General features: G+C 41.3%; 24 protein-coding genes and 1 pseudogene. 8 read left to right on the top strand and 17 right to left on the bottom strand.

Annotated features, from left to right (window positions below; genetic code table 11):
* Positions 1–5: 5 nt before the first annotated feature.
* The 3 genes from essB to MHB69_RS15325 all read right to left on the bottom strand — a co-directional run bounded on the left by essB (position 6) and on the right by MHB69_RS15325 (position 1,959).
* Positions 6–1,316 carry a type VII secretion protein EssB gene (essB, locus tag MHB69_RS15315; RefSeq protein WP_326135731.1) on the bottom strand — a complete coding sequence of 437 codons (1,311 nt, stop codon included), beginning with the start codon at positions 1,314–1,316 and terminating at the stop codon, positions 6–8.
* A 14-nt stretch (positions 1,317–1,330) separates the two neighbouring features.
* Positions 1,331–1,570, bottom strand: a complete 240-nt coding sequence (locus MHB69_RS15320; RefSeq protein ID WP_003213579.1) for an EsaB/YukD family protein — start codon at positions 1,568–1,570, stop codon at positions 1,331–1,333.
* A 95-nt stretch (positions 1,571–1,665) separates the two neighbouring features.
* A complete protein-coding gene (locus MHB69_RS15325; RefSeq protein ID WP_003213769.1) occupies positions 1,666–1,959 on the bottom strand; it encodes a WXG100 family type VII secretion target in 294 nt (97 codons plus the stop codon).
* Between the two features lie 406 nt (positions 1,960–2,365).
* Here MHB69_RS15325 and MHB69_RS15330 point away from each other — a divergent pair, with 406 nt between their 5' ends.
* From MHB69_RS15330 to MHB69_RS15340, 3 genes are all read left to right on the top strand, one after another.
* Positions 2,366–3,595 (top strand): PucR family transcriptional regulator, encoded by a 1,230-nt coding sequence (locus MHB69_RS15330; RefSeq protein ID WP_024423341.1) that lies wholly within the window; start codon positions 2,366–2,368, stop codon positions 3,593–3,595.
* A 110-nt stretch (positions 3,596–3,705) separates the two neighbouring features.
* Positions 3,706–4,842, top strand: a complete 1,137-nt coding sequence (ald, locus tag MHB69_RS15335) for an alanine dehydrogenase (RefSeq protein WP_034282594.1) — start codon at positions 3,706–3,708, stop codon at positions 4,840–4,842.
* A 116-nt stretch (positions 4,843–4,958) separates the two neighbouring features.
* Positions 4,959–5,555 carry a biotin transporter BioY gene (locus MHB69_RS15340; RefSeq protein WP_034282595.1) on the top strand — a complete coding sequence of 199 codons (597 nt, stop codon included), beginning with the start codon at positions 4,959–4,961 and terminating at the stop codon, positions 5,553–5,555.
* A 39-nt stretch (positions 5,556–5,594) separates the two neighbouring features.
* Here MHB69_RS15340 and MHB69_RS15345 read toward each other — a convergent pair whose 3' ends face one another.
* The 3 genes from MHB69_RS15345 to MHB69_RS15355 form a co-directional block, all read right to left on the bottom strand.
* Positions 5,595–6,371 carry a sporulation protein gene (locus MHB69_RS15345; protein ID WP_101676441.1) on the bottom strand — a complete coding sequence of 259 codons (777 nt, stop codon included), beginning with the start codon at positions 6,369–6,371 and terminating at the stop codon, positions 5,595–5,597.
* Positions 6,372–6,529: 158 nt separating this feature from the next.
* A complete protein-coding gene (locus MHB69_RS15350; RefSeq protein ID WP_034282597.1) occupies positions 6,530–7,858 on the bottom strand; it encodes a Na+/H+ antiporter family protein in 1,329 nt (442 codons plus the stop codon).
* A gap of 140 nt (positions 7,859–7,998) precedes the next feature.
* On the bottom strand, positions 7,999–9,489 hold the full coding sequence (locus MHB69_RS15355; RefSeq protein ID WP_034282598.1) for a leucyl aminopeptidase: 1,491 nt from the start codon (positions 9,487–9,489) through the stop codon (positions 7,999–8,001).
* A gap of 324 nt (positions 9,490–9,813) precedes the next feature.
* Between MHB69_RS15355 and MHB69_RS15360 the strand changes: the two genes are divergently transcribed.
* A complete protein-coding gene (locus MHB69_RS15360) occupies positions 9,814–10,290 on the top strand; it encodes a divergent PAP2 family protein (RefSeq protein WP_024423347.1) in 477 nt (158 codons plus the stop codon).
* A 40-nt stretch (positions 10,291–10,330) separates the two neighbouring features.
* Here MHB69_RS15360 and MHB69_RS15365 read toward each other — a convergent pair whose 3' ends face one another.
* From MHB69_RS15365 to MHB69_RS15380, 4 genes are all read right to left on the bottom strand, one after another.
* Positions 10,331–10,975 (bottom strand): 3D domain-containing protein, encoded by a 645-nt coding sequence (locus tag MHB69_RS15365; protein ID WP_034282599.1) that lies wholly within the window; start codon positions 10,973–10,975, stop codon positions 10,331–10,333.
* A gap of 99 nt (positions 10,976–11,074) precedes the next feature.
* Positions 11,075–11,395, bottom strand: a complete 321-nt coding sequence (locus MHB69_RS15370; protein ID WP_024423349.1) for a YuiB family protein — start codon at positions 11,393–11,395, stop codon at positions 11,075–11,077.
* A gap of 81 nt (positions 11,396–11,476) precedes the next feature.
* Complete coding sequence (locus tag MHB69_RS15375; protein ID WP_157840088.1) at positions 11,477–11,602, bottom strand: YuiA family protein; 126 nt, start codon at positions 11,600–11,602, stop codon at positions 11,477–11,479.
* Between the two features lie 135 nt (positions 11,603–11,737).
* The gene (locus tag MHB69_RS15380) at positions 11,738–12,955 is read right to left on the bottom strand and encodes an NAD(P)/FAD-dependent oxidoreductase (protein ID WP_170825856.1); all 1,218 of its coding nucleotides are present in this window, start codon (positions 12,953–12,955) and stop codon (positions 11,738–11,740) included.
* A 391-nt stretch (positions 12,956–13,346) separates the two neighbouring features.
* Here MHB69_RS15380 and yumC point away from each other — a divergent pair, with 391 nt between their 5' ends.
* Positions 13,347–14,345, top strand: a complete 999-nt coding sequence (yumC, locus tag MHB69_RS15385; RefSeq protein ID WP_034282604.1) for a ferredoxin--NADP reductase 2 — start codon at positions 13,347–13,349, stop codon at positions 14,343–14,345.
* 46 nt (positions 14,346–14,391) lie between these two features.
* Here the strand turns inward: yumC and MHB69_RS15390 are convergent, their stop codons facing one another.
* A complete protein-coding gene (locus tag MHB69_RS15390) occupies positions 14,392–14,598 on the bottom strand; it encodes a hypothetical protein (protein WP_024425965.1) in 207 nt (68 codons plus the stop codon).
* A 244-nt stretch (positions 14,599–14,842) separates the two neighbouring features.
* On the opposite strand from MHB69_RS15390, the gene MHB69_RS15395 reads away from it, so the two are divergent.
* Positions 14,843–15,610, top strand: coding sequence for a MerR family transcriptional regulator (locus tag MHB69_RS15395; protein WP_342495744.1), 768 nt, complete (start codon positions 14,843–14,845; stop codon positions 15,608–15,610).
* A 297-nt stretch (positions 15,611–15,907) separates the two neighbouring features.
* On the opposite strand, the gene MHB69_RS15400 is transcribed toward MHB69_RS15395, so the two are convergent.
* The 3 genes from MHB69_RS15400 to MHB69_RS15410 all read right to left on the bottom strand — a co-directional run bounded on the left by MHB69_RS15400 (position 15,908) and on the right by MHB69_RS15410 (position 17,705).
* Positions 15,908–16,270: an iron-sulfur cluster assembly accessory protein gene (locus MHB69_RS15400; protein ID WP_024423354.1), complete on the bottom strand. Its 363-nt coding sequence runs from the start codon at positions 16,268–16,270 to the stop codon at positions 15,908–15,910.
* A gap of 73 nt (positions 16,271–16,343) precedes the next feature.
* A complete protein-coding gene (gene dapF, locus MHB69_RS15405) occupies positions 16,344–17,198 on the bottom strand; it encodes a diaminopimelate epimerase (RefSeq protein ID WP_342495745.1) in 855 nt (284 codons plus the stop codon).
* Between the two features lie 270 nt (positions 17,199–17,468).
* Positions 17,469–17,705, bottom strand: a complete 237-nt coding sequence (locus tag MHB69_RS15410; RefSeq protein ID WP_008346813.1) for a YuzB family protein — start codon at positions 17,703–17,705, stop codon at positions 17,469–17,471.
* 255 nt (positions 17,706–17,960) lie between these two features.
* Here MHB69_RS15410 and MHB69_RS15415 point away from each other — a divergent pair, with 255 nt between their 5' ends.
* The gene (locus MHB69_RS15415) at positions 17,961–19,028 is read left to right on the top strand and encodes an NAD(P)/FAD-dependent oxidoreductase (protein ID WP_034282611.1); all 1,068 of its coding nucleotides are present in this window, start codon (positions 17,961–17,963) and stop codon (positions 19,026–19,028) included.
* 50 nt (positions 19,029–19,078) lie between these two features.
* On the opposite strand, the gene MHB69_RS15420 is transcribed toward MHB69_RS15415, so the two are convergent.
* Positions 19,079–19,309 (bottom strand): hypothetical protein, encoded by a 231-nt coding sequence (locus MHB69_RS15420; protein ID WP_046313316.1) that lies wholly within the window; start codon positions 19,307–19,309, stop codon positions 19,079–19,081.
* Between the two features lie 100 nt (positions 19,310–19,409).
* Positions 19,410–19,739, bottom strand: coding sequence for a YuzD family protein (locus MHB69_RS15425; protein ID WP_034282615.1), 330 nt, complete (start codon positions 19,737–19,739; stop codon positions 19,410–19,412).
* 121 nt (positions 19,740–19,860) lie between these two features.
* Here MHB69_RS15425 and MHB69_RS15430 point away from each other — a divergent pair.
* Positions 19,861–20,160, top strand: a pseudogene (locus MHB69_RS15430) (NifU family protein).
* Between the two features lie 216 nt (positions 20,161–20,376).
* Here the strand turns inward: MHB69_RS15430 and MHB69_RS15435 are convergent.
* A complete protein-coding gene (locus MHB69_RS15435) occupies positions 20,377–22,347 on the bottom strand; it encodes a S9 family peptidase (RefSeq protein WP_342495746.1) in 1,971 nt (656 codons plus the stop codon).
* Positions 22,348–22,431: the final 84 nt, after the last annotated feature.

Here is a 22,431-nt window from a genome sequence, read left to right on the forward strand (position 1 = left end):
AAGAATTATTTTTTCTCATCTTTTTTCGTCTGAGAGGTTTTCTTTTTCGCTTCAGATTCTTTCTCTTTTTTCTCTTGATCGGCTTTTGACTCTTTTTGTTCAGCTGTTTCATCTGTTTGGCTTGCGTCTGAGGAGTCACTTGTGCTTGTCTCGGTTGTTTCTTTTTCTTCATATTTCGCCATTTCCTTAATGATCGGATCTAGCTGTTTTTGTTTTTCTTCAGCAGAAAGGCTGTCATCGTTTTGAATTTCATTGCGGTAGGCGACGAGTGCCGTAAATATGTACCTGTCGTCTCCAAGCACCCGTGCAATATCAAGTGCTTCCTTGCTATTGCCTTGTCCAATATGAATCCAGAATAGGAAGTATTGCGGATCTGTCTGCAATGTGTACGTTTCTGTGATTTCTTTTTTATGCTGATCAAGCAACAAACTGCCTTGGTTCGTTTGTACATACGAAATGGCCAGTTCATATTGTAGAGAGACTGGCATTTGATTGGCTGGATATTTCTCTAACGTATCCACCACTTGACTGTACTGCTTGTTGAGATAATATTTGTTTGCCTCGACGTACGCTTCTTGTTTTGGCATGGCAAAAAAGAAGGTGTAAATGGTGTACACCAATGCAGGGATTAACAGGACAAGCAGACCTAATCCGATGTATCGCTCGATCTTCCATTTCTTTTTAGGTATGGTTAAGAGCGTTTTTTCTTTCGCATCGATTGCTTTGATCTTTTGCTCAATCAAAGCTGACAATTCTTCCAGCGACTTCGTTTCACTAATTTCTTTTGCCAGCTCAGATAATTTCAACGTTTCATTGTAAGCCGCATATTCTTCAAATTGATATTCATGGTCGACCACTCGAAGAACAACAGCCTTGACCTCTTTTAACAGGCGATACTCATCGGTTTCATATGGCGGAATGCTTTCTTTAACCCCATAATGCAAAAATGCAGGAGCTAAGCCTTGATGAAAAACAATGTTTTCAGGAGAAACAATAGGATGCAGCCGTTTCACATCGTGTTTAAGAACTGCATCGACAAGCTGGTATGAAAAAATCCATTTGCTTTTTTCATCCTTTGCATGGATGAAACGAAATTCCTGATAGGCAGGAGGCGGTTGTATAGAAATGATGACCTCATCTTCAGTTAATTGAATCTCTTTCTGAAATGAAGGATTGATGTCTTTGATCGGTGCCGCTTCTAAACCGTCTAAGAGTTTAATCGTCTCTTTTTGAAAAATAAAGGTATAGGTGCCTCCCTCTTTTTTCATGACTGCTTCTAATTGTTCTTCTAAATAGGAACTCTTTTTATCTGCCATTTACAAAAGTCCTTTCATAGTATTTCCAGCCTGTCTCCTGTGGTAATTCCACAGTCTGACAGCTTATATTCGCCTGAAAACACAGCTTTCTTATTGACTACTCGCACCCATCCGCCTTCTCGCTTTGGAAGTGAGATTTGTTTTGCCTGCCAGGCGATATGGATGACTTGTTTTATATGTAAATAATTTGATAGTCTCAAATCAAACACACTGCCATCATAATTTTTTAAGTCGATGGTAATATCGATATACACAAATTTCCACCTCACAAAATAGAAAGAGCGCCGGCATCCATTGACAGACTCGGCGCTTTTTCTGCATTTCACACTTAGAAAGGAAATCCCTTTGATTAGCCGCGGATTTGGCTTGCGATGTCTTGGTCAGTGCTTTCAAGTGTATTTGCCGTTTGATCAAGCTGATTGCTGACATCTGTTAATAGATCAGACATTTTGATAAATGAAGGCTTAAGCTGCTCGTACTGATCAGCAAATGCTTCACTAGAAGCACCTTCCCACATTCCTTTTAAATCAGAGATCATTCTATTTAGACGATCAACTTGGTTTAACACTTCTTGACTTTCAACACCATATTGCTTAGCGGTCGCTCTTAGTTCTTCTGGGGTTACGCGAATAATTCCTGACATATTCCTCATTACCTCCCGTGCATAGCCGCCATATAATGGGCTAATCCACTTATTTTTTGACGTTATTATTATAAAAACAGAAATGATACACAGTCAAACAAATCTGTTTTTATTTTACAAAATGAGTCTATAGAATTACTGTTTTTTCGCTTTTTATCTAGTATTTAACAGTTTTTTAGTCATATATTCTTAATAAGTATGCACCTGCTTCGGTGGACCTTTCCGCCTATTGATTTTTTACTACGTTATTATTGTACTATTTCTTTTTCAGCGTGCTTCAACATCCATTTGCTTGCTTCTCACACTTTTTGTTTTTTTAAGTTTATGGCAGTTTTTTGTTGATTTACGTACCTCATTCTCTTCATAATGTAAGTACGTGAAATATTCGAAAAAGCAGGGGTTTTTTATGACAAAAAAGACAGATCCGTTTAAGTATAGTCTTGATCGTTTAGAGGATGTGGCAGACCAAATTAGTGATGTGCTCAATTGCCCTATTACTATAGAAGATACTCATCATCGATTATTGGCATATAGCACACACAATGATTTTACTGATCCCGCCAGAACTTCAACCATTATCTCCCGCCGAGTACCGGAAAAAGTCATTAATCGGCTTTGGAAGGACGGCATCATTCCTACACTCCTTAAAACAGACGAACCGCTTCGTGTCCCTCAAATTGCAGAGGTGGGTTTATCTAGCAGGGTCGCCATTTCGATCTGGAAGGACAAAGAAGTGCTCGGATTTATTTGGGCGATTGAATCCGCACAGCCTTTTTCAGAAGAAGAAATGGACCTTCTCAAAATGGCAGCGCATGCCGTGAAAAACAAATTACTCAATTTACAAATTCGAAAAACGAAAACAGAAGAACGTAATCAGGAGCTTTTCTGGAAGATGCTCACGGGTCATATTCATGAAAAGGATGAGATGCTTGACCTATTTTTAAGGCTTGGCATCAGATGTCCAGACACATATGCCATCATCATCTTCCGTCTTCGTGACGAACTCACAGAGGAGACAGAAAAAAAGCTGTCCTATCTGCTTGAAACAACACAGCAAGTACAGGTACTGTTAACGACTGTTGATTTTCACGAATTCATTATTCTTGTCTCACCAAAAACAGAACATCCGCTTCAAGATATTAAGCAATTCACAAGCGGCATGCTGCAGCAGCTTGCGGACCGGTATCATATTCAGCATGTTCAGGCAGCAATTGGAGGAATTTACGATAACATCTCTCAAATTCAGCCTTCCTATAAAGAAGCACTGGCTGTATTAAAGACGAAAGAACGCTTTCCAGTTGAAACAGAACGTTTAAACAGCTTTTCTGAACTAGGCATTTATCAATATCTTGATGTGCTTGCTGAGAAGCGAAAGGGATCTTCTTACTCCAGTTACTCTTTATCAAAGCTGGAGGATTACGACCTGAGGCATCATTCCAACCTTGTCGAAACCCTTGAGCGGTTTATTGACTGTGACAGCAATGCCAATATTGCCGCAAAGCAATTAAACATCCACATCAATACCTTAAATTATCGATTAAAACGGATTACAGACATCGCAGAAATTGATTTAAAAAACATGAATGAGAAAATGACCATCTACCTTGATATGAAGCTAAAAAACGTCCATTTGTGAAATTTCACAAAGAGGCGTTTTTTTATTTTTTATTTCAACCGAAGAATTTTCTAAACTTTCCGGATACACTAGACATACAATATCAATAGATAAGCATAGGAGGAATAAACATGATCATCGGCATTCCGAAAGAAATTAAGAACAATGAAAACCGAGTGGCTTTAACACCAGGAGCAGCTTCTCAATTGCTTTCAGCTGGACATCAGATTTTAATTGAAACAAACGCTGGTTTTGGAAGCGGATTCACTGATGACGATTATGTATCTGTTGGTGCAGAGATTCTTGATCAGGCGAAAGATGTATGGGCATCTTCTGATATGATCATGAAAGTAAAAGAACCATTACCTGAGGAATATCCTTATTTCAGAGAAGGACTCATCTTATTTACGTACCTGCATCTAGCCGCAGAGCCCTCCTTGGCTGAAGCATTAAAACAAAAAGGCGTTACAGCCATTGCTTACGAAACAGTAACGGACGGAAAATCACTCCCTCTTCTCACACCTATGTCTGAAGTAGCAGGCAGAATGGCCGCTCAAATTGGTGCACAATTTTTAGAAAAGCCAAAAGGCGGAAAAGGTATTTTACTTGCAGGGGTACCAGGGGTATCAAGAGGAAAGGTTACCATTATTGGCGGCGGTGTTGTTGGAACAAACGCAGCGAAAATGGCGATCGGACTTGGCGCAGATGTCACCCTGATTGATGTAAACGCAGAACGCCTGCGTCAGCTGGACGACCAATTTGGCCATCAAATGAAAACGTTAATGTCCAATCCTGTCAACATTGCAGATTCAGTCAGTGAAGCTGATCTTCTCATTTGTGCTGTGCTGATTCCTGGTGCCAAAGCACCGACGCTAGTGACAGAAGAAATGGTGAAACAAATGAAGCCTGGTTCTGTCATTGTGGATGTAGCGATTGATCAAGGCGGCATTGTCGAAACCATTGATCATATCACAACCCATGATCAGCCTACTTATGAAAAACATGGCATTTTACATTATGCTGTCGCCAACATGCCAGGCGCCGTTCCGCGGACATCAACTGTTGCGTTAACGAATGTCACTGTTCCATATGCGCTGCAAATTGCGAATAAAGGCGCTGCAAAAGCCATTAGAGAAAACAATGCCATCGCAGAAGGTGTCAATGTCATGAACGGACATATCACGTACGAAGCGGTCGCTCGTGATCTCGGCTATGATTACGTACCTGTCAGCAAAGCCATCGATGCCACTTTTATGACCGAAGCTTAATCAGCTACCCGCCCTATTGATGGGCGGGTTTTATTGTTAACCTAAAATAAAAACAAGTTGACAAAAATCCTTCTTCCCCTTAATCTATTTGTACAGATAAGACAGGGGGAAACATCATGCAAAAGAAGACAAGAACTGCTGACTTTGTGCTAGTGGGAATGTTTGCTGCACTCATGGCTATCGGAGCCAATATCACATCCATTGTGCCGTTTTTACAGGTCGGCGGAATTCCACTTACGATGCAACCGTTTTTTTGTGTGCTTGCTGGTCTCTTACTCGGCAGACGGCTTGGCGCATTAGCTATGATTGTCTATGCCTTGGTCGGAATTGCTGGTGCACCTGTATTCGCCCAGTTCTCTGCGGGCTTTGGGGTCATTTTAGGCAAAAGCGGCGGCTTTGTATTATCGTACATCCCTGCTGCCTGGCTTGCCGGATTCATTCTAGAAAAAAGAAAAAACCCTGGCTTTGGCCGCTTTTTGCTTGCAGCCATTGCTGGTACGACCGTGATGTATGTGATCGGAACCACCTATACATACCTCGCATTAAATGTATGGCTCAATGCACCGATTTCCTATCAAACCACGTGGTTCTTTATGATCTGGTTTATGGTAAAAGACTACGCATTGACCATATTACTTGCGATGCTGGCACCTAAAATTTATCGCTCTGTTTCCAAAGCCACATCCTTTCGAAAACAAGAAGCTGTATCATAGAAAAAAGAGCCTGTCTTCATTCAGGCTCTTTTTTCATCATTACTCAGCGTATTGGTCTATGATTTCTTCCAGCATTCCTTCAAGCACTTCTACATTCTCAAGATCTGATGGACTGAAGCGGTAGCGTACAAGCTGTTCTCCATCATTATACATCTCCTCAAGCCAGCCTCTCAGGCCTCTTGCTCTACGGTCGACTTCGAAAACAATGTCTAATCCGCCTTCATCTATCAGAAAAATCAGCTCTAACTCATCAAGCATATAGCGATAGTAGTCTGATGTCGGAATGAACTCGAATTCTTGGACGAATGGCAGGCGCCGCTGGAAGTAAGGTGCTTGCTCACAGTCTGCTTCGTTCAGGTGGAAACCTAGATTGCTAGTGGCTTCCAGCACATTTTTCACCCAAGGATGTGCTTCAACGAAAATACGGTCATAGTCAGATTTATCGATTCCGCCTTGGATATCAAGGTCTGTCATTACTGCAATTTCTACTTTTCCGATCGTCATCGGGGTATCGATAGGAAGAATAAATGAAAACGGAAATTCATGCTTTTCTCCAGGCTGGATGGTAAAAGAATCCGTCACCCGTAAAGTAAAGATATTCACATATTTTCTATGCTCTTCATCATCTTTCACAATCACATACTGTGTTTGAATCTTGACATTGATATAACGGATGTCCTGAGCAATTTTTCCGCCCTTTACATGGACAGTTCCCGTTACTTCTTGTCCTGGATAATAAGCGTTTTTCTCTAAAATGGTATCTACTTTTGCCGCACCAATTCCTGCACTTGCCGCTAGCTTTTTAAAAAATGACATGTCCCATCTTCCCCTTTTCATTTTTATCAGCATATATACGTAAGATAGAGGAAGAAAGATTCATTTAATTCATACTTTTGTCCTAATTATTTTTCATCTGCGAACAACAAAAAAGCTTATAGAAAAAACATCATCGTTTTCTCTACAAGCTTTTCATCTTACAGAATAATCGCCGCCAGCCAGCCGAACAGAACAAGCGGAATATTATAATAGATAAAAGTTGGGACACAAGTTCCCCAAATGTGGTGATGCTGTCCATCCATATTCAATCCAGATGTTGGTCCAAGTGTACTGTCACTTGCAGGTGAACCTGCATCTCCAACAGCCGCAGCAGAGCCAATAATGGCAATGGTGGCCATTGGACTAAATCCTAAGTGTAAGCAAAGTGGAACAAAGATGGTTGTAATAATCGGAATCGTTGCAAATGATGATCCGATTCCCATTGTCACAAGCAGACCAACGAGCAGCATTAAAATCGCCGCAAGACTCTGGCTGTTTCCGATAAATTGGGAAGATGCTTTGACAAGGGATTCAATGTCTCCTGTTTTTGTTAACACGTTGGCAAATCCAGCCGCAACAAGCATGACAAAACCGATAAATGCCATCATATTCATTCCAGATGTAATCAGTTCATCTGCTTCATCACGTTTCATCATTCCTGTCACAAACAAGACAAGCAGTCCTGAGAGTGCACCGAAGATCATTCCTTCCACACCAAGGCTTTGCGATAGATAAAGCTGGACAATCAACGAAACAAGAATAGCAAGACCGGCAAAGAATAAGCTTTTTTTCGTATAAGCCGATTTTTCTACATCTGTAATTTCACGATCCTCATATACCTTCGGCTTTCGATACACAAAAATGGAAACGATCAAACCAAGAACCATACCCGCAACAGGAATCAGCATGGCATATGGAATATCTGCTAAGTTTACAGTCAGCCCCGCTTCCTTCATATTGTCACGAAGCATTCCGTGGAAAATCTGTCCGAAACCAACTGGAAGTAATATATATGGTGCAGTGAGTCCGAAGGTCATGACACACGCTAGCAGTCTGCGGTCAATCTGAAGCTCGTTAAACACCTTTAATAACGGCGGAATTAAGACTGGGATAAAGGCAATATGAACAGGGACGACGTTCTGTGAAAAACAGGACACGATCAAAATGACAAGAACGATGAGCACTTTTGATAGTGTTTTCCGTCTTGAATCGCCTTCTTTTCCTAGAAGCTTCACTGCTCCTTCAACCATAGCATCTGGTAGACCTGTTTTCGTCAGCGCCGCAGCAAAAGCCCCTAATAGCGCATAACTAATCGCCACTGTTGCATTTCCTCCGAGTCCGTCCGTAAAGGCGTCCACTGTTCCTCCCAAGCCTAATCCACCTGCAAGTCCGCCAGCTAAAGCGCCTATAGCCAGCGCAATCACGACATTGACCCGCAGCAAGCTTAATATCAACATTAAAACAACCGCTAAAACAACTGCATTCATGGTGAAACCCCCGAAATCCTTTAGTTTACTAATGTAGTAGATAATTAAAGTACCAACGTATGTTACCATAGAAAAAAAACTTCGTCAAATGGCGTATGTCCTACATAAAAAAGCTCTGCCACTTGGCAGAGCCTTCTCCTTTATTTCTTTCCTTCAAATCGTTCCACAAATGTTGCGAGTGATCTTACCATTACACCTGTTGCCCCTGTTGGTCCAAAGCATGAAGGTTTTTCTGTTGTAGCTGTTCCTGCAATATCTAAGTGAACCCAAGGGGTATCCTCTGCGAATTCGCCAATGAAAGCACCTGCCATGATCGCATGACCATCACGGCCTGGCGAGTTATTGAGATCCGCCATTTTGCTGTTTCGTACTCTTTTTTTATCTTTTTCCGTGATGGGCAGCTGCCAGATCATTTCACCGCATTCTTCTGATGCTTCTTTAAACTGAGCGTACAGCTCATCGTTATTGGTCATCGCGCCTGTTGTCTCATTTCCAAGCGCCACAATGACACCGCCTGTTAATGTGGCCACATCTACAAGGACAGAGGCACCGTGCTGCTTCGCATATGTCACCCCATCTGCTAAAACAAGACGGCCTTCTGCATCCGTATTGAGCACTTCGATTGTTTTACCGCTTAGTGACACAATCACGTCGTCCGGCTTCATAGCGTCTGCCGAGATCATATTATCGGTTGAGGCAATGACCGCAATGACATTTTGCTCTGGACGAAGTTCGCCGATGATTTCCATTGCACCTAAAACAGACGCTGAGCCGCCCATATCTGTTTTCATGCCAACCATACTCGCTCTTGGCTTTAAAGAATAGCCGCCGGTATCATACGTGATGCCTTTACCGACAAGGCCGATGACGTCTGTCCATTCTTCCTTGCCTTGATATTTCAATACGATGAGCTTTGGCGGTTCTGTTGAGCCTCTATTGACGGCTAAAATACCACCCATTCCGAGCTCTTCCATTTGTTCTTTATCTAAGATTTCAATCTCAAATTCATATTTATATGCAAGCTCTGCCGCATACGAAGCCAGATCAGAGGATGTGAGCATGTTTGGCGGCATATTCACAAGGGTACGAGCTGAATTGACTGACTGTCCGTACACTTCGCCGACTTTCAAACTCGCCTGAATTTCAGCTTGATCATGCTCTGTCGTTGCATAAACAAACTCGATAAAACGATCCGGTTCATTTGTTTTATGTTTAAAATCCTGTAATTCATATGTAGCTAAAAGGCAGCTTTCAGAAAGGGCATGAGCTGCATCTTGAGCAGGCAGATCCTTTCCAATAAACGTATCCAGCAAGACAGAAACCGCTTGCTTTTTATCTTGATGAAGCTTTTTGAATAAATGGGCAAACACTTCTTTTGCCTCTTCAAACGTGTAATCTGATTCCTTCCCAAGCCCGACAAAATAAATGCGTTTGATGCCTGTTTCAGGGGATGGGAAAAACTTCGAAAGCTGATTTCGTTTGGATGAAATGTCGCCTTCTTTTAATAATTCAGTGATTCTTCCTTCAAGTAATTCATCCATTTCTTTTGCTTTTCCTGATAATTGGCTCTTTTGAAAAAGTCCGATCGCCAGTGTATCTTTATGCTGCAATTCATTTGTCGAGAAAAACATATTTATCACACGCTCCTTAATGAACTCCATTTTTCACATTGGAACTTCTATTATATCAAAATTTGCGTGCCTATACGATCATTGCCAGTCTGTCTTTACTTGATGAACATTTATATTTTCACACGCGGAAGGGCATCATGAAAAAGCGGCGAAAACCTGAGCAGCCTGTCCGTGTTCTCCTCGTTCCACATCTACTTTCTTTAATGTTATAATGAACATGGACTTGGCAGCTTTTTTTACTGCTATCATTTTTTCATCATACTAGGATTTTTAGTTCATCATTTCGCACGATATTTTTTCTTAAAGAGAGGATGTTTCTTGTTCATGAGCGTACTGACGAATTTTCCGCTGCTTGCCAGCCTAGCAGCCATCTTTTTTGCACAATTTGTAAAAGTACCGATTCAATTTATCATTTCTAGACGACTAGATTGGTCGCTCATTACAAGCACAGGCGGAATGCCAAGTTCACACTCCGCAGCAGTAACAGCACTCTCCACAGCAGTGGCTTTAGAGCACGGGCTAGATACATCTATCTTTGCCATTTCCGCCATCTTTGCCATTATTACCATGTTTGATGCGACAGGCGTTCGCAGACAGGCAGGAGAACAGGCGACTGTTCTCAACAAGCTCGTAACAGATTTTAACCGATTTGTTTCCGAAGCAAAGAATTTCCCAAATGCGGAAGAAAAAGAAAAGCAAAAGAAATTAAAAGAGCTTCTTGGTCATAAGCCGATTGAAGTCTTCTTCGGCGGCTTAACAGGGATCTTGCTGACACTCATCTTAGATTATTACTTTATGTAGAAGCGAAAAAGCTTTGGACCTTAAACGGCCCAAAGCTTTTTTATTCTTTATTGGCTTGAAACTGCTGACGGAATACTTGCATCGATTCTGCTTCATTGAGCTGATTTAAGTCTTTTTCCGTTAACGTCCCTTCACCCTTTTTGATGATATACACATCGAGCACTTTTTTACCCCATTCTCTATACACATCATCAACGGTTTCATAGTATAAATCAAGCTTATGACCTTTAATGGCTTTCCCGGTATCTGCAACCACACCGTAGCCATAGTTCGGGATAAACAGCACCGTTCCAATCGGAAAAACAGATGGGTCGGCTGCCACTGTTGAATATAAATCACGTTTCACTTTAACGCCTGAATATGTAATGCCATATGCATGATGTTCCTTCGTTTTGCCTGTTGATTCCACACCTGCTGTATAGCCGGTTGCCACAACCTTCTGTTTCGGGTAATCGTTCCAATTAAACGCCTCTTCGAGAGAAACAGACCGCGCATCTTCACTTTTGAGTGCCATCGTTTCCCTTTTTGGCTGCTGAAAAAAAGAAGATACTTGCCTGCCCGCATCGGTCTCTTTCACCCACGCAGCTAAATCACTTGGTTCGACTCCAGATATGCCCGTAAAGCTTGTCAAAAGTGCAAGCATGAATAGGGCTGTCATGAACAATCGTTTCATCCATGTTTTCATCTCTATTTGTCACTCCTCTACCCATCTATTTGTTTCCAAACAAAATGGAAACTATGCAAAGGAGAAACAAAAAAACCCACTTGCGTGTCCACAAGTGAGTTAAAACATTTGATACCCTCTTTTTCGAAGTGCATTAATGACAAAACCTGATGTGATTGCACCGATCAAGCCGCTTAATAAAATGATGATATCTGCCGCAGCGAGTGAGACGATCCGGTCTCCTATTCCTGAAAAAGCGGTGCCAGGCTCTCTTACATAAGCGATCATCTTTTGATTGTTGATAATGAAAAGGCATACAATTGGATATAAAATAGCCATAATCCATGACATTCTCAGCAGCATATTGAGCAAAAAGCCAATGCCGAAGAATAACACGAAAAATAAAATAACTGAAATGATAACGACTGGTAAACTGATCACTTCATCTCCACCCCCAAATATCCCATCATTAGTTTAACTTGGAAATAGAGATGAAGTCAATCAATGGAAAAAGCAGATCGATTAACGCTTCTTTCCTGTCCCTTTACATTCCTCACACGTTTCAGATCCGCCGAGCAATAGCTGAAAATACCCTTTTCCTGAACAATATTGACAGGTTGATGTTTTTTCCTTTGTTTGTGCATTCATATTGCTCACTCCTTAATCTAAATTTTCTGATAATTTATCATAACATATTTTGCTGCCGATGACCAAGTGAGAAAATATACCACAACTTATAAAAAAACGTGTATCACGAGGATACACGTTTTTGTCTATAATGGTTTAGAAGAACTTGAATTTTCCTTTTTTCAGAACAAGTCCTGGTCCGCCAACCATGAATAAAGAACGGTTGTCGATGATTTTCTTCATTGCAGAAGCTTTTGTTCCTTGAAGTTTTTTACCAAACGCAACACCTACAGCGTCGTGTTCACCAAGAGAAGCAACTGTTCCTTTGATGTCTGGCTTAAAGCTTTCAAGAGAACCGCCTTTTACTAGTGCTGCAAGGTTTTTCGCTACTGTTTCACCTTGCTGCATAGCGATTTGTGCAGTTGGTGGGTATGGACGGTTGATTTCTTCATTGATAATCAATGAACAGTCACCAATGATGAAGACATCATCATTTTCTGGTACACGAAGATCTGGAGACACTTTTACGCGGCCGCGCATGTTTTCAAAACCAGCTTCTTCAACGATTGGGTTACCGCGTACACCTGCAGCCCAAACAACAGTTGCAGCTTTGATTTCTTCTGTATCATCGTCTTTTCCAACAATGATCCCCTCAGGCGTACATTCTTTGATCGCTGTACCAATTTTGAACTCAACACCTTTACCTTGAAGGTAGTTCATCGCATAGTCGATCAATTCTGGATCGAATCCAGGAAGAGCTGTTGGCGCAGCTTCTACACAGATGATACGCACGTCTTTTTGATCAATGTCATACTCTTTGCAAAGCTCAGGCACACGGTTTCCAAGCTCACCAAGGAACTCAATACCTGTGAATCCTGCGCCGCCGACAACGATTGTCAAACGCTCTGGACGTTTTTCAGCATCCGTATTATACGTCGCAAATTGAAGCTCAATGTGCTCACGAAGCTGACGAGCAGAGTTGATGTTAGAGATTGAGAATGCGTATTCTTTCAGTCCTGCAATACCAAATGTTTCAGGAACAGCACCAAGTGCAACAACAAGGTAGTCATAAGAAAGTTCGCCCTCTGATGTCACAACTTTCTTTGCTTCCTTATCAATGCTTTCAACTGTTGCTTGTACAAAGTTGACACGGGAACTGTTAATCACATCTTTGATTTGATAACGACAGCGGTCATGATGAAGAGTACCTGCACTTGCTTCATGAAGCCATGTTGTTTCGTAATGATAATTATGCTTGTTCACAAGAGTAATGTCCGCATCATTTGTGCCAAGCTGTTTTGTTAATCTTGTTACAGTCATTAATCCGCCATAACCTGCACCTAATACAACGATTTTCGGTTTATTCACTGGAATCACATCCACCTTTTTTAAATTTGCTGTAAAACGGATAAAGAATTACATATCGTTATTCTCAACCGCTTTGCGGCATTTTATGAAATTTAAACAAAAAAATAAGTATGTGAAAATCTGAACTTTCACCTACATAAAACGAAAGCATTTGACCGTATCCGACAAAAATTCATAAAAAATTAATATTTAGTTCCCTTAACAATAATAGCGAGTTCTGCTCCAATTTTCAAGGCTTTAAACTGAAAATCCTTATGATAAACGGTCTTTCTCACTTTTTCCTCCTTTTCAAAGCTTCAGCATCAAAAAACGACAAGTTTTTCAAAACAAGTCAAACGACGATATGTGGTATGATATGATATAGTGATAACAATTTTCATTTGGGAGGATTAAAGGAATGCAAGAAGATTCTAAGGTATATGACATTACCGTTATCGGGGGCGGCCCAGTTGGATTATTTACTGCGTTTTACGGAGGCATGAGACAGGCAAGTGTGAAAATCATTGAAAGCCTTCCTCAGCTCGGCGGTCAACTTTCCGCTCTTTACCCTGAAAAATATATTTATGATGTGGCTGGATTCCCAAAAATCCGCGCACAAGAATTAGTTGATAACTTAAAGGAACAAATGGATAAATTTGATCAAACCATTTGCTTAGAGCAGGCAGTTGAAACGGTTGAAAAACAGGCAGATGGGATCTTTAAACTTGTGACAAATCAAGAGATTCATTATTCTAAAACAATCATCATCACAGCTGGTAACGGTGCATTCCAACCGAGAAAGCTTGAACTAGATGCAGCAGAATCATTTGAAGGAAGCAACCTGCATTACTTCATTAATGACTTGAACCAATTTGCCGGCAGACGTGTTGCCGTTCTTGGGGGCGGAGACTCTGCGGTGGACTGGGCACTTATGCTTGAACCAATCGCAAAAGAAGTATCCATTATTCACCGCCGCGATAAATTCCGCGCGCATGAGCACAGTGTAGAAAACCTGCACAACTCGAAAGTCAATGTACTGACACCATTTGTACCAACTGAGCTCATTGGTGAAGACCGCATTGAACAAATCGTGCTCGAAGAAGTCAAAGGCGACAAAAAACAAGTGCTTGATGTGGACGACGTGATCGTCAACTTCGGTTTTGTTTCCTCCCTTGGACCAATCAAACAATGGGGCCTTGAAATCGAAAAGAACTCCATCGTGGTGAAATCTACAATGGAAACAAACATTGAAGGCTTCTATGCGGCAGGAGACATCTGTACGTATGAAGGAAAAGTCAAATTGATTGCAAGCGGATTTGGTGAAGCACCAACTGCTGTCAACAATGCGAAAGCTTACATGGACCCGAAAGCCCGTGTACAGCCTCTCCATTCCACAAGCTTATTTGAAAACAAATAAGAGCGGATCAAAAAAGGAGTTCCCACTCGCGGAACTCCTTTTTCGTTTATTTAAAAATCCCAATATAGGCATTTGCCATCCCAAGTACCATTGCAGCAAGCAGCACCACAACAATCCCTGCCACAACCAAAATCACCCGATCCTTCACACGTTCCTTTTTCGGAAGCGGCTTCTCAATCCCGCAAGACGGACACGTTTTGGACCGATACGGAATCAGTTCATGACAGTTCCTGCAATTGATTTGTTCACTCAAACCTCAGCAACCTCTTTTCTGACTACAGTTTATGTTTGGTTCTCATGATACTCTTTTCGAGTGGAAATAGCCAGTTGTTCGTGCCAGCTGTAACAAAATTGAGCGATTTGCGAGAAAAAAACATAGCTCCTTGAATCCGCTGCTTCAAACAAGATCAACAATCCATGATTTAAATTTTAAAAAAGATGATTGACCCTAACGCAACGTCATATTTTATAGTGGATATCAAGAGAGGTGAATTGAAATGAAAGTAAAAGAAGTGGCTGAATTATTTGGTATTAGCATTCGTACACTTCATCATTACGACAAGATTGGTTTATTGACCCCAAGTGAAGTCACAGATAATCGTTATCGACTCTATTCAGAAGAAAACCTTGAAACATTGCAGCAAATATTATTTTTCAGAGAACTTGGATTTCCATTGAAGGAAATCCAAAAGATGATGCACAATCCTTCATTTAATAAGAAAGAAGCATTTATGCTACAAAGAAAAATGTTAATAGAGAAACGAGATAATCTCGATAAAATGATCGGTAATATTGATAAGACGCTGCAGCATTTAACGGGAGTAACTCAATACACCTATAAAGAAAGGTTTGAGAATATGAATATGAATTTTAGCCAATATGAAGAAGAAGCTCGTCACCGTTGGGGAAATCAAGCTGTTGATGAAGTCAGCTCAAAACTAAATCATTTGTCTAAAGATGAACAAATTGAATTATCTGATAGCTGGGATAGCATATTGAATAAACTAGCCTCTCTTCGCAGCCAATCCCCTAAATCCAAAGAGGTGCAAATCGTCATCAAACAATGGTACGACTTTTTAAACGAAAACTTTCGTTATTACTCTCTTGATGCTTTTTACGGTTTAGGCCAACTCTATATTCAAGATGAACGTTTCACAAAGAATATAGATCGTTATGGTGAGGGCTTAGCATCATTTATGAGCGAAGCCATGAAAGTCTTTACTACTCTTCATAAAAGAGAGAACAGCTTTGAAAATGATGATTGAGAATACAATCGATTAACACGAAACGTTATTCTAAACGAAACACAACATAGAACATTTTTTCCGACACACCATGATGAAACCTTTTGAAAAGATGTGGAAGATGAACAGAGGAAATACTAAGAAACTGCGAGCTTTTTTCTAATTAAATATCTTTATAAAGAGGACGTGCTGAGTGATTGAAGTCATGTCCTTTTTTTGCATCTTTAAAAACAACACAAAAAACCTCCTCAAGAAAATGATTAATATGAGGAGGTCTTCATTATACAAATGGTTTTACAGAATGAATCGTTTTAACCCTTAACACTCTTCCGGCGTACCGGTATTCGTCGCTGTTCTGAAAGAAGAACCGCACCCGCATGACGCGATGGCGTTCGGATTGTCAATCGTGAAACCGCCGCCCATGAGTGACTGTTTGAAATCAATGATAGTTCCGTTCATGATATCAAGGCTTTCGGAATCGACAAGGACATTGATGCCGTGCTGTTCGAACTGCGTGTCTTTCTCTGAGACTTCATGGTCAAAGCCCATGCCGTATGAGAGACCGCTGCAGCCGCCGCCTTTTACGCCCACTCGAAGGAACGCATTTTCTTCTTCATGTTCTTTCATCATATCTTTAATCTGCAGTGCAGCAGCTTCTGTAATGGTTACTGGTGTACTCATGATCATCCCTCCTTTTGACTGGATGTTTCTTTTCAATTATAAACGTGATGATGCCTTTTCTCAAATAAATGGTTTAGAGATAAAATGTGCCGTCACAAATCGTTTCAGCAGGTCCTGTCATGAGCACGTGGTCATTGTCTTTCCAGCGAATGATGAGGTCTCCGCCTGCTAAATGAACGGTCATGTCTGTTTCTTTTTTCGCCTGACCATTCACGATTGTGGATACAGCCGCAGCGCAAGCCCCTGTTCCGCAGGCTTGGGTAATCCCTGAACCTCTTTCCCACACACGAAAATGAAGTTCTGTTTCACTGACAACTTCTACAAATTCTACATTGACCCCTTCTGGGAACATGTCGTGTTTTTCGATGATTGGTCCAAGTGTATGAAGCGGTGCTTTTTCAATGTCCTCTAAATAAAAAACGATGTGCGGGTTTCCCATTGAAACGGCTGTTCCATTTAAATTCGCAGTGCCAAAATCAAGTGGCTCATTAATCGTTGTGCTGGCCGGTTCACCAAGCATTGGCATCGCTTCTTTTTCAAAACGTGGTTTTCCCATATCTACTGTGACTAGCTGAACGTGACCATCCTGACCGTGAACGGTAGCTTCAACAAGTCCTGACAATGTCTCAATCTGGAATGTTGTGTCCGTCACAATTTGATGCTCATACACATACTTTGCAACGCAGCGCAGCCCGTTACCGCAGTTTTTGCCCTCTGATCCATCATTGTTGAAAATGCGCATCTTCACAGGTGCAACATCTGATGGACAAATAAGGATCATCCCGTCAGAACCGATTCCTGTATAAACAGAAGAAACGCGGATCGCTATCTCTGATAGCTGCTCTTCTGGAAGCTGTTCCTTCATCTGATTGACGTAAATATAATTATTTCCTAATCCGTGCATTTTCGTGAATTGAAATGATGTCATGAGCTTCCTCCAAAAATGTTGTTTCTTTATAGTATAAAAGGAGTCGATTCAGGAGACAATCTTATCATCCCCCGTTTTTCATACATAGAAGCTCTTTGCTGTCATGGCAAAGGGCTTTTATTATGCATATGCCTCTTTTTCTCTCGTGTGATGCTTCATATTGATGATATTTTATTAGCATAACATATTGGATGCGCTTTCTATTAATTCTCCTTAAAAATGGAAGATGAAAATGTGAAAAAAATGCACCTCATGACCCATGTGGTGCATTTAAAACATGTCGTTTTCCTCTATAAAAGCATAAATACGCTCGACTAGCTGCTCTGCATTTTCTCCTGAAACAAATTCTCCATTCACAAGTGCAAATGGGGAGTCCATACATTTGCCGCAATAGCTTAAACAGCCGTATTCCATTACGTCTAGGTTTGGGTCTTTTTCAAGCTTCTCTTTTGCTTCTTGAGACCCTTGTGCAAGATTACTTACACAAAATTCGATCAGTGGAAACACTGTGCTTCACCTCACATTGCCTTACCATCCTACCGAAATTCCTTGTATTAGTCAAAATATGAGCTTCATCTGTATCGTTACGCCTATTCCTCGTAAAATGTTTTACTATTTAGGACTAACTGATGAATATGTAGGTTATTTTGAAACAATTATTGTGGTTTCACAGTAAATTCGATATAATTTTATTTGGTATTTTAACTTAAAGTTTTTTAGTATAAGTGTTTTTCAATGTCTACGGGGAAAAGGAGAATCGTCATGAAAAATTTAGTCTTGATCGGCGGAGGTTACGGGAATATGCGGGTTCTCCACCGCTTATTGCCAAATCAATTACCTGATGATGTCACTATCACATTAATTGATCGAAATCCTTACCACTGTTTAAAAACAGAATATTATGCACTTGCTGCTGGAACGATCTCTGATCATCACATTCGAGTATCTTTTCCAGAGCATCCGAAGCTGGATATTCAATACGGGGAAGTAGAAAAAATTGATATTGAAAACAAACAGATTTTATTCAGCGACCGTGAACCGATTCCGTATGATGACACGGTGATTGGACTCGGCTGTGAGGACAAGTATCATAATGTCCCTGGTGCGAAAGAACATACATACAGCATTCAAACCATTGATCAGTCAAGACATGCGTATAACAAATTAAACAATTTGAGCGCAGGTGCAACGGTTGGCATCGTCGGTGCTGGACTTAGCGGGGTAGAGCTGGCCAGTGAACTAAGAGAAAGCCGTGCTGATTTAAACATTATTCTTTTCGACCGCGGAGAGCTGATTCTATCGAGCTTCCCAAAAAGATTAAGTTTGTATGTGCAAAAGTGGTTTGAAGAAAATGACGTAAAGATCATTAACTGTGCCAATATTACAAAGGTTGAAGAAGGTGTCGTTTACAACCATGATGACGCGATTGAAGCAGATGTCATCGTGTGGACAGCAGGAATACAGCCAAGCAAAGTGGTACGTGAGATGGATGTTGAAAAAGACGCACAAGGCCGCGTCGTATTAACTCCTCATCACAACCTCCCAGGGGATGAGCATGTATATGTTGTAGGTGACTGCGCAAGTCTGCCGCATGCCCCAAGTGCACAGCTTGCTGAGGCGCAGGCAGAACAAATTGTCCAATCGCTGCAAAAACGCTGGAAAAATGAGCCGCTTCCTGAGGCTTATCCACAGTTTAAGCTAAAAGGTGTTTTAGGTTCTTTAGGGAAAAAAGCCGGCTTTGGCTTAGTGGCTGATCGTCCACTTGTTGGGCGGGTGCCAAGACTCCTGAAATCTGGACTCCTTTGGATGTACAAACATCACAACGGCTAAAATTATGTGAATTTTTTCTCAAAGCTCCTTCATGATGAGGGAGCTTTTTTCTATGAAACGGCATGTGCCGATGAGTGGGTCCATTTGATCGGAGCAAGGGCAAGGATGCAGTCTTTACGAAAGGTTCTCATCGTCTTTTTCGATAAACAATATGCTTGGATGAGCTGATCCGTTTGACGGTGGACAATGATTTTTCTCTTTGTGCACTCTCCATTTTTCTTCATATAAATCATCTCAATCGGTATTTGCTGATGAAGAGATTGTTTCAGTAAATAATTCATGATGCTCACGCTCCTTTCATTTCATTATAAACGAACAAACGTTCTTTTTCAACACAAAATGGAACGTTTGTTCTATTTTCTTCCTCAAAAAAAGAACAGCTTATTCACTGCTCTCCTTGTACCCGTATTTCTCCATTTCTTGATAAATGTCTTTTAATTTTGGATTGCCCTCTCCAACGATTTGATCCTCTACTAAGACAAGCGGATAAAAGAATTCATCATCAAGAATTCGTTCAGACAATTCCTTTTGTTGTTCATTTTCTGGCGGGTGCTCAATATCAATATATGTGATGCGAAATGGCTGATTCGGATATTTTCGTTTTAATGCTGCATCTAACCATTCAAACGTATCTTTTGAAGAAGGCAGATTCACGCAGCTGGCGCACAGTACATCTCTTCCATAAACATAAAGATCGACGGTTTTGTTCATTTGACAAGCCCCCTATTCTTACTTCATTTTAGCTGAATTTTCTGGATGAAAAAAGCAAAAATCACTTTTTGTTTCAAGATGAGATTGTGCTATAATGAAAAGGAAACTTTGAAACCAATCAATAGATTTTTATCGTCCAGATGAATATAATGGTGATATGTTGTGAAAGGAGCGATTATATCTAATGACTGAAGTCGAAATGAAAGACCAAGTACAGGAAGTACTGGACAAACTTCGTCCATTTCTATTACGTGATGGTGGAGACTGTGAGCTTGTAGACATTGAAGATGGCATTGTGAAATTACGTCTTCTTGGTGCATGCGGCAGCTGCCCAAGTTCAACCATTACATTGAAAGCCGGTATTGAGCGCGCATTATTAGAAGAAGTGCCTGGCGTTGTAGAAGTTGAACAGGTTTTCTAATTCATATATGACATGAAAACGACCCGATTTGGGTCGTTTTTTTCATGATTGACAAAGGCTTTAGCCCTTTGTCTTCTTTTCAGCGTGATATGAAAACCCTTGAAGTCTAGGAAGGACGAGTACTGGCGCGGAGCGAATTTTCTATTCGTGAGCACCAGCACGCAGGACTGACACCGAATGCGAGGGTTTGTCAGCACGCTGAAGGGTCGTTTTTTATTAGGCTAGCTTTTCTCTAAACCATTCCTTTATAAAAGTCAGTCTTTGAATACGCTGCCCCGGGTGGCCGCTTCTGGATAAATCATGAGATGCCTTCGGGAATTTGACCAATCTTGTGTCTTTCCCAAGCTCCTTCAAGGCCACAAAAAGCTGCTCTGCTTGATCAACTGGACAGCGATAATCTTCATCACTGTGCAAGATGAGCAGCGGCGTGTTCATCTGCTTCACATATTTTAGCGGCGAACGATCCCATAGCTTATCGACAGAATCATAAATATCCCCATCAATCTGCCACCTTGTAAAGAAATAACCAATATCACTGATGCCGTAAAAGCTAATCCAGTTTGAAATGGAGCGCTGTGTGACCGCTGCGCGAAAGCGGTCGGTCTGACCGACAATCCAGTTGGTCATAAAACCGCCATAGCTGCCGCCTGTCACGCCAAGCCTTGTTTCATCAAGGAAATCATAGGCTGTGAGCACATGATCAACAGCCTGCATGACATCGTCATAATCAACGTCACCATAGCTTCCTCTCACGCGATCGGTAAACATCTGTCCATACCCATGACTGCCGTGCGGATTGATATACACGATGGCATAGCCTTCAGAAGCGAGCATTTGAAATTCATGAAAATACGTATGACCATACATCGCATGCGGTCCGCCATGAACCTCTAGAATGAGCGGATATTTCTTTCCCTCTTCCATCTTGGAAGGCTTCATAAACCAGCCATGCACCTCGTCTCCATCTTTTGACTGAAAAGAAAATGGTTCAGGTTCCGATACGATATGCTCCTTTAGAAAATCATGATGCTCGAATGTGATTTGCTTTAGTTCTGTCTCCCCTAATGTCATCTCATACAGCTCACTTGGTGAGACAGGTGAAAGCCGGCTGAGCAGCAGTTTGGATTCATCTGGATGAAGGCTGAAATTGGTGATATGTTCCGCCTCTAGTCGAACAGGATAGGCTAAACCTTCAATAGAGAAATAATAAATCCCTGTACTGCCTTGATCAGAAACAAGCGCATAAAACCCTTGGCTGTCCTTTGTCCACTGCGGAAGCTGATAGACCTCTCCCATCACGCTATCTCCTGCCATACAGTTCCCAACATACATATCGAGCATTTCTGACAGTTGAACCGTCTTTTCTTCCTTCAGATCATACAACCATAGTGATGGGAAGGTGGCATTTTGAAATTCACGCTCATGTCCAATATACAAAAGACTCTCTCCATTCGGAGAAAAAGATACGGTGGAATAAGCGCCATTTGCTTGTGTGATCTTTTTTGTCTGACCATCTTCTAATGACAGAAGACACACGTCACTTATGTAAGGTATCTGTGGATTTAATTGAATAAAGGCAAGCCATTTGCCGCAAGGAGAAATCGTATGATTCATATGATGAACCTGCTCGCTCGTGACAGGCTCTATCTCTCCTGAATCGATATCCACCTTCACGATCTGCGTGACACGCCCATCTAAAAAGCCTCTTCCATCAGCTTTATAGGTCAAATCATCATATACCGCTGGAGCAAAGTCATCTTGCTCTTCCTTTTTTTCATCATGAACAGATTCTGATTGTTTCAATGACACAGCCGCATAAAGAAAAGCACCATCTGGAGAAAAGACAGGATGAAATACTCCGTAAGGAATCGTCGTTAAGGTTCGCACGCCGCCTCCTTCGCTATTCATGAGCGCCAGCTGAGGGACTTCCTTTGGCTTTTGTAAAATAAAAGCAAGCTGCCTGCCGTCTTTTGACCAAACTGGCTGATGATGCTTTCCATCCTCAAATGTCCATTGTGCCAGCTCCTCTGTCTCTTCATCTCGAACCCATAAATGGATGTTGTAATCGTCTTTTTTCTCATTCACAGTGACTTTTGTAAAGACTGCCTTTTTTCCATCTGGTGAATAAACCGGATGGGAAACAGAAACAATCTTCGTTAAATCTTCTGCCGTCATCAATTTCTTCATGAACGTATCTCCCCCTTTTATGCTTAAAAAATAGTTCGATCCTCTAAATAATAATCCCTGCTTCTTCCCATAAAAACAAGCATA

Origin of the sequence: Bacillus sp. FSL K6-0994 (assembly GCF_038630815.1) — a bacterium.
GTDB classification, from domain to species: Bacteria; Bacillota; Bacilli; order Bacillales; family Bacillaceae; genus Bacillus; species Bacillus safensis.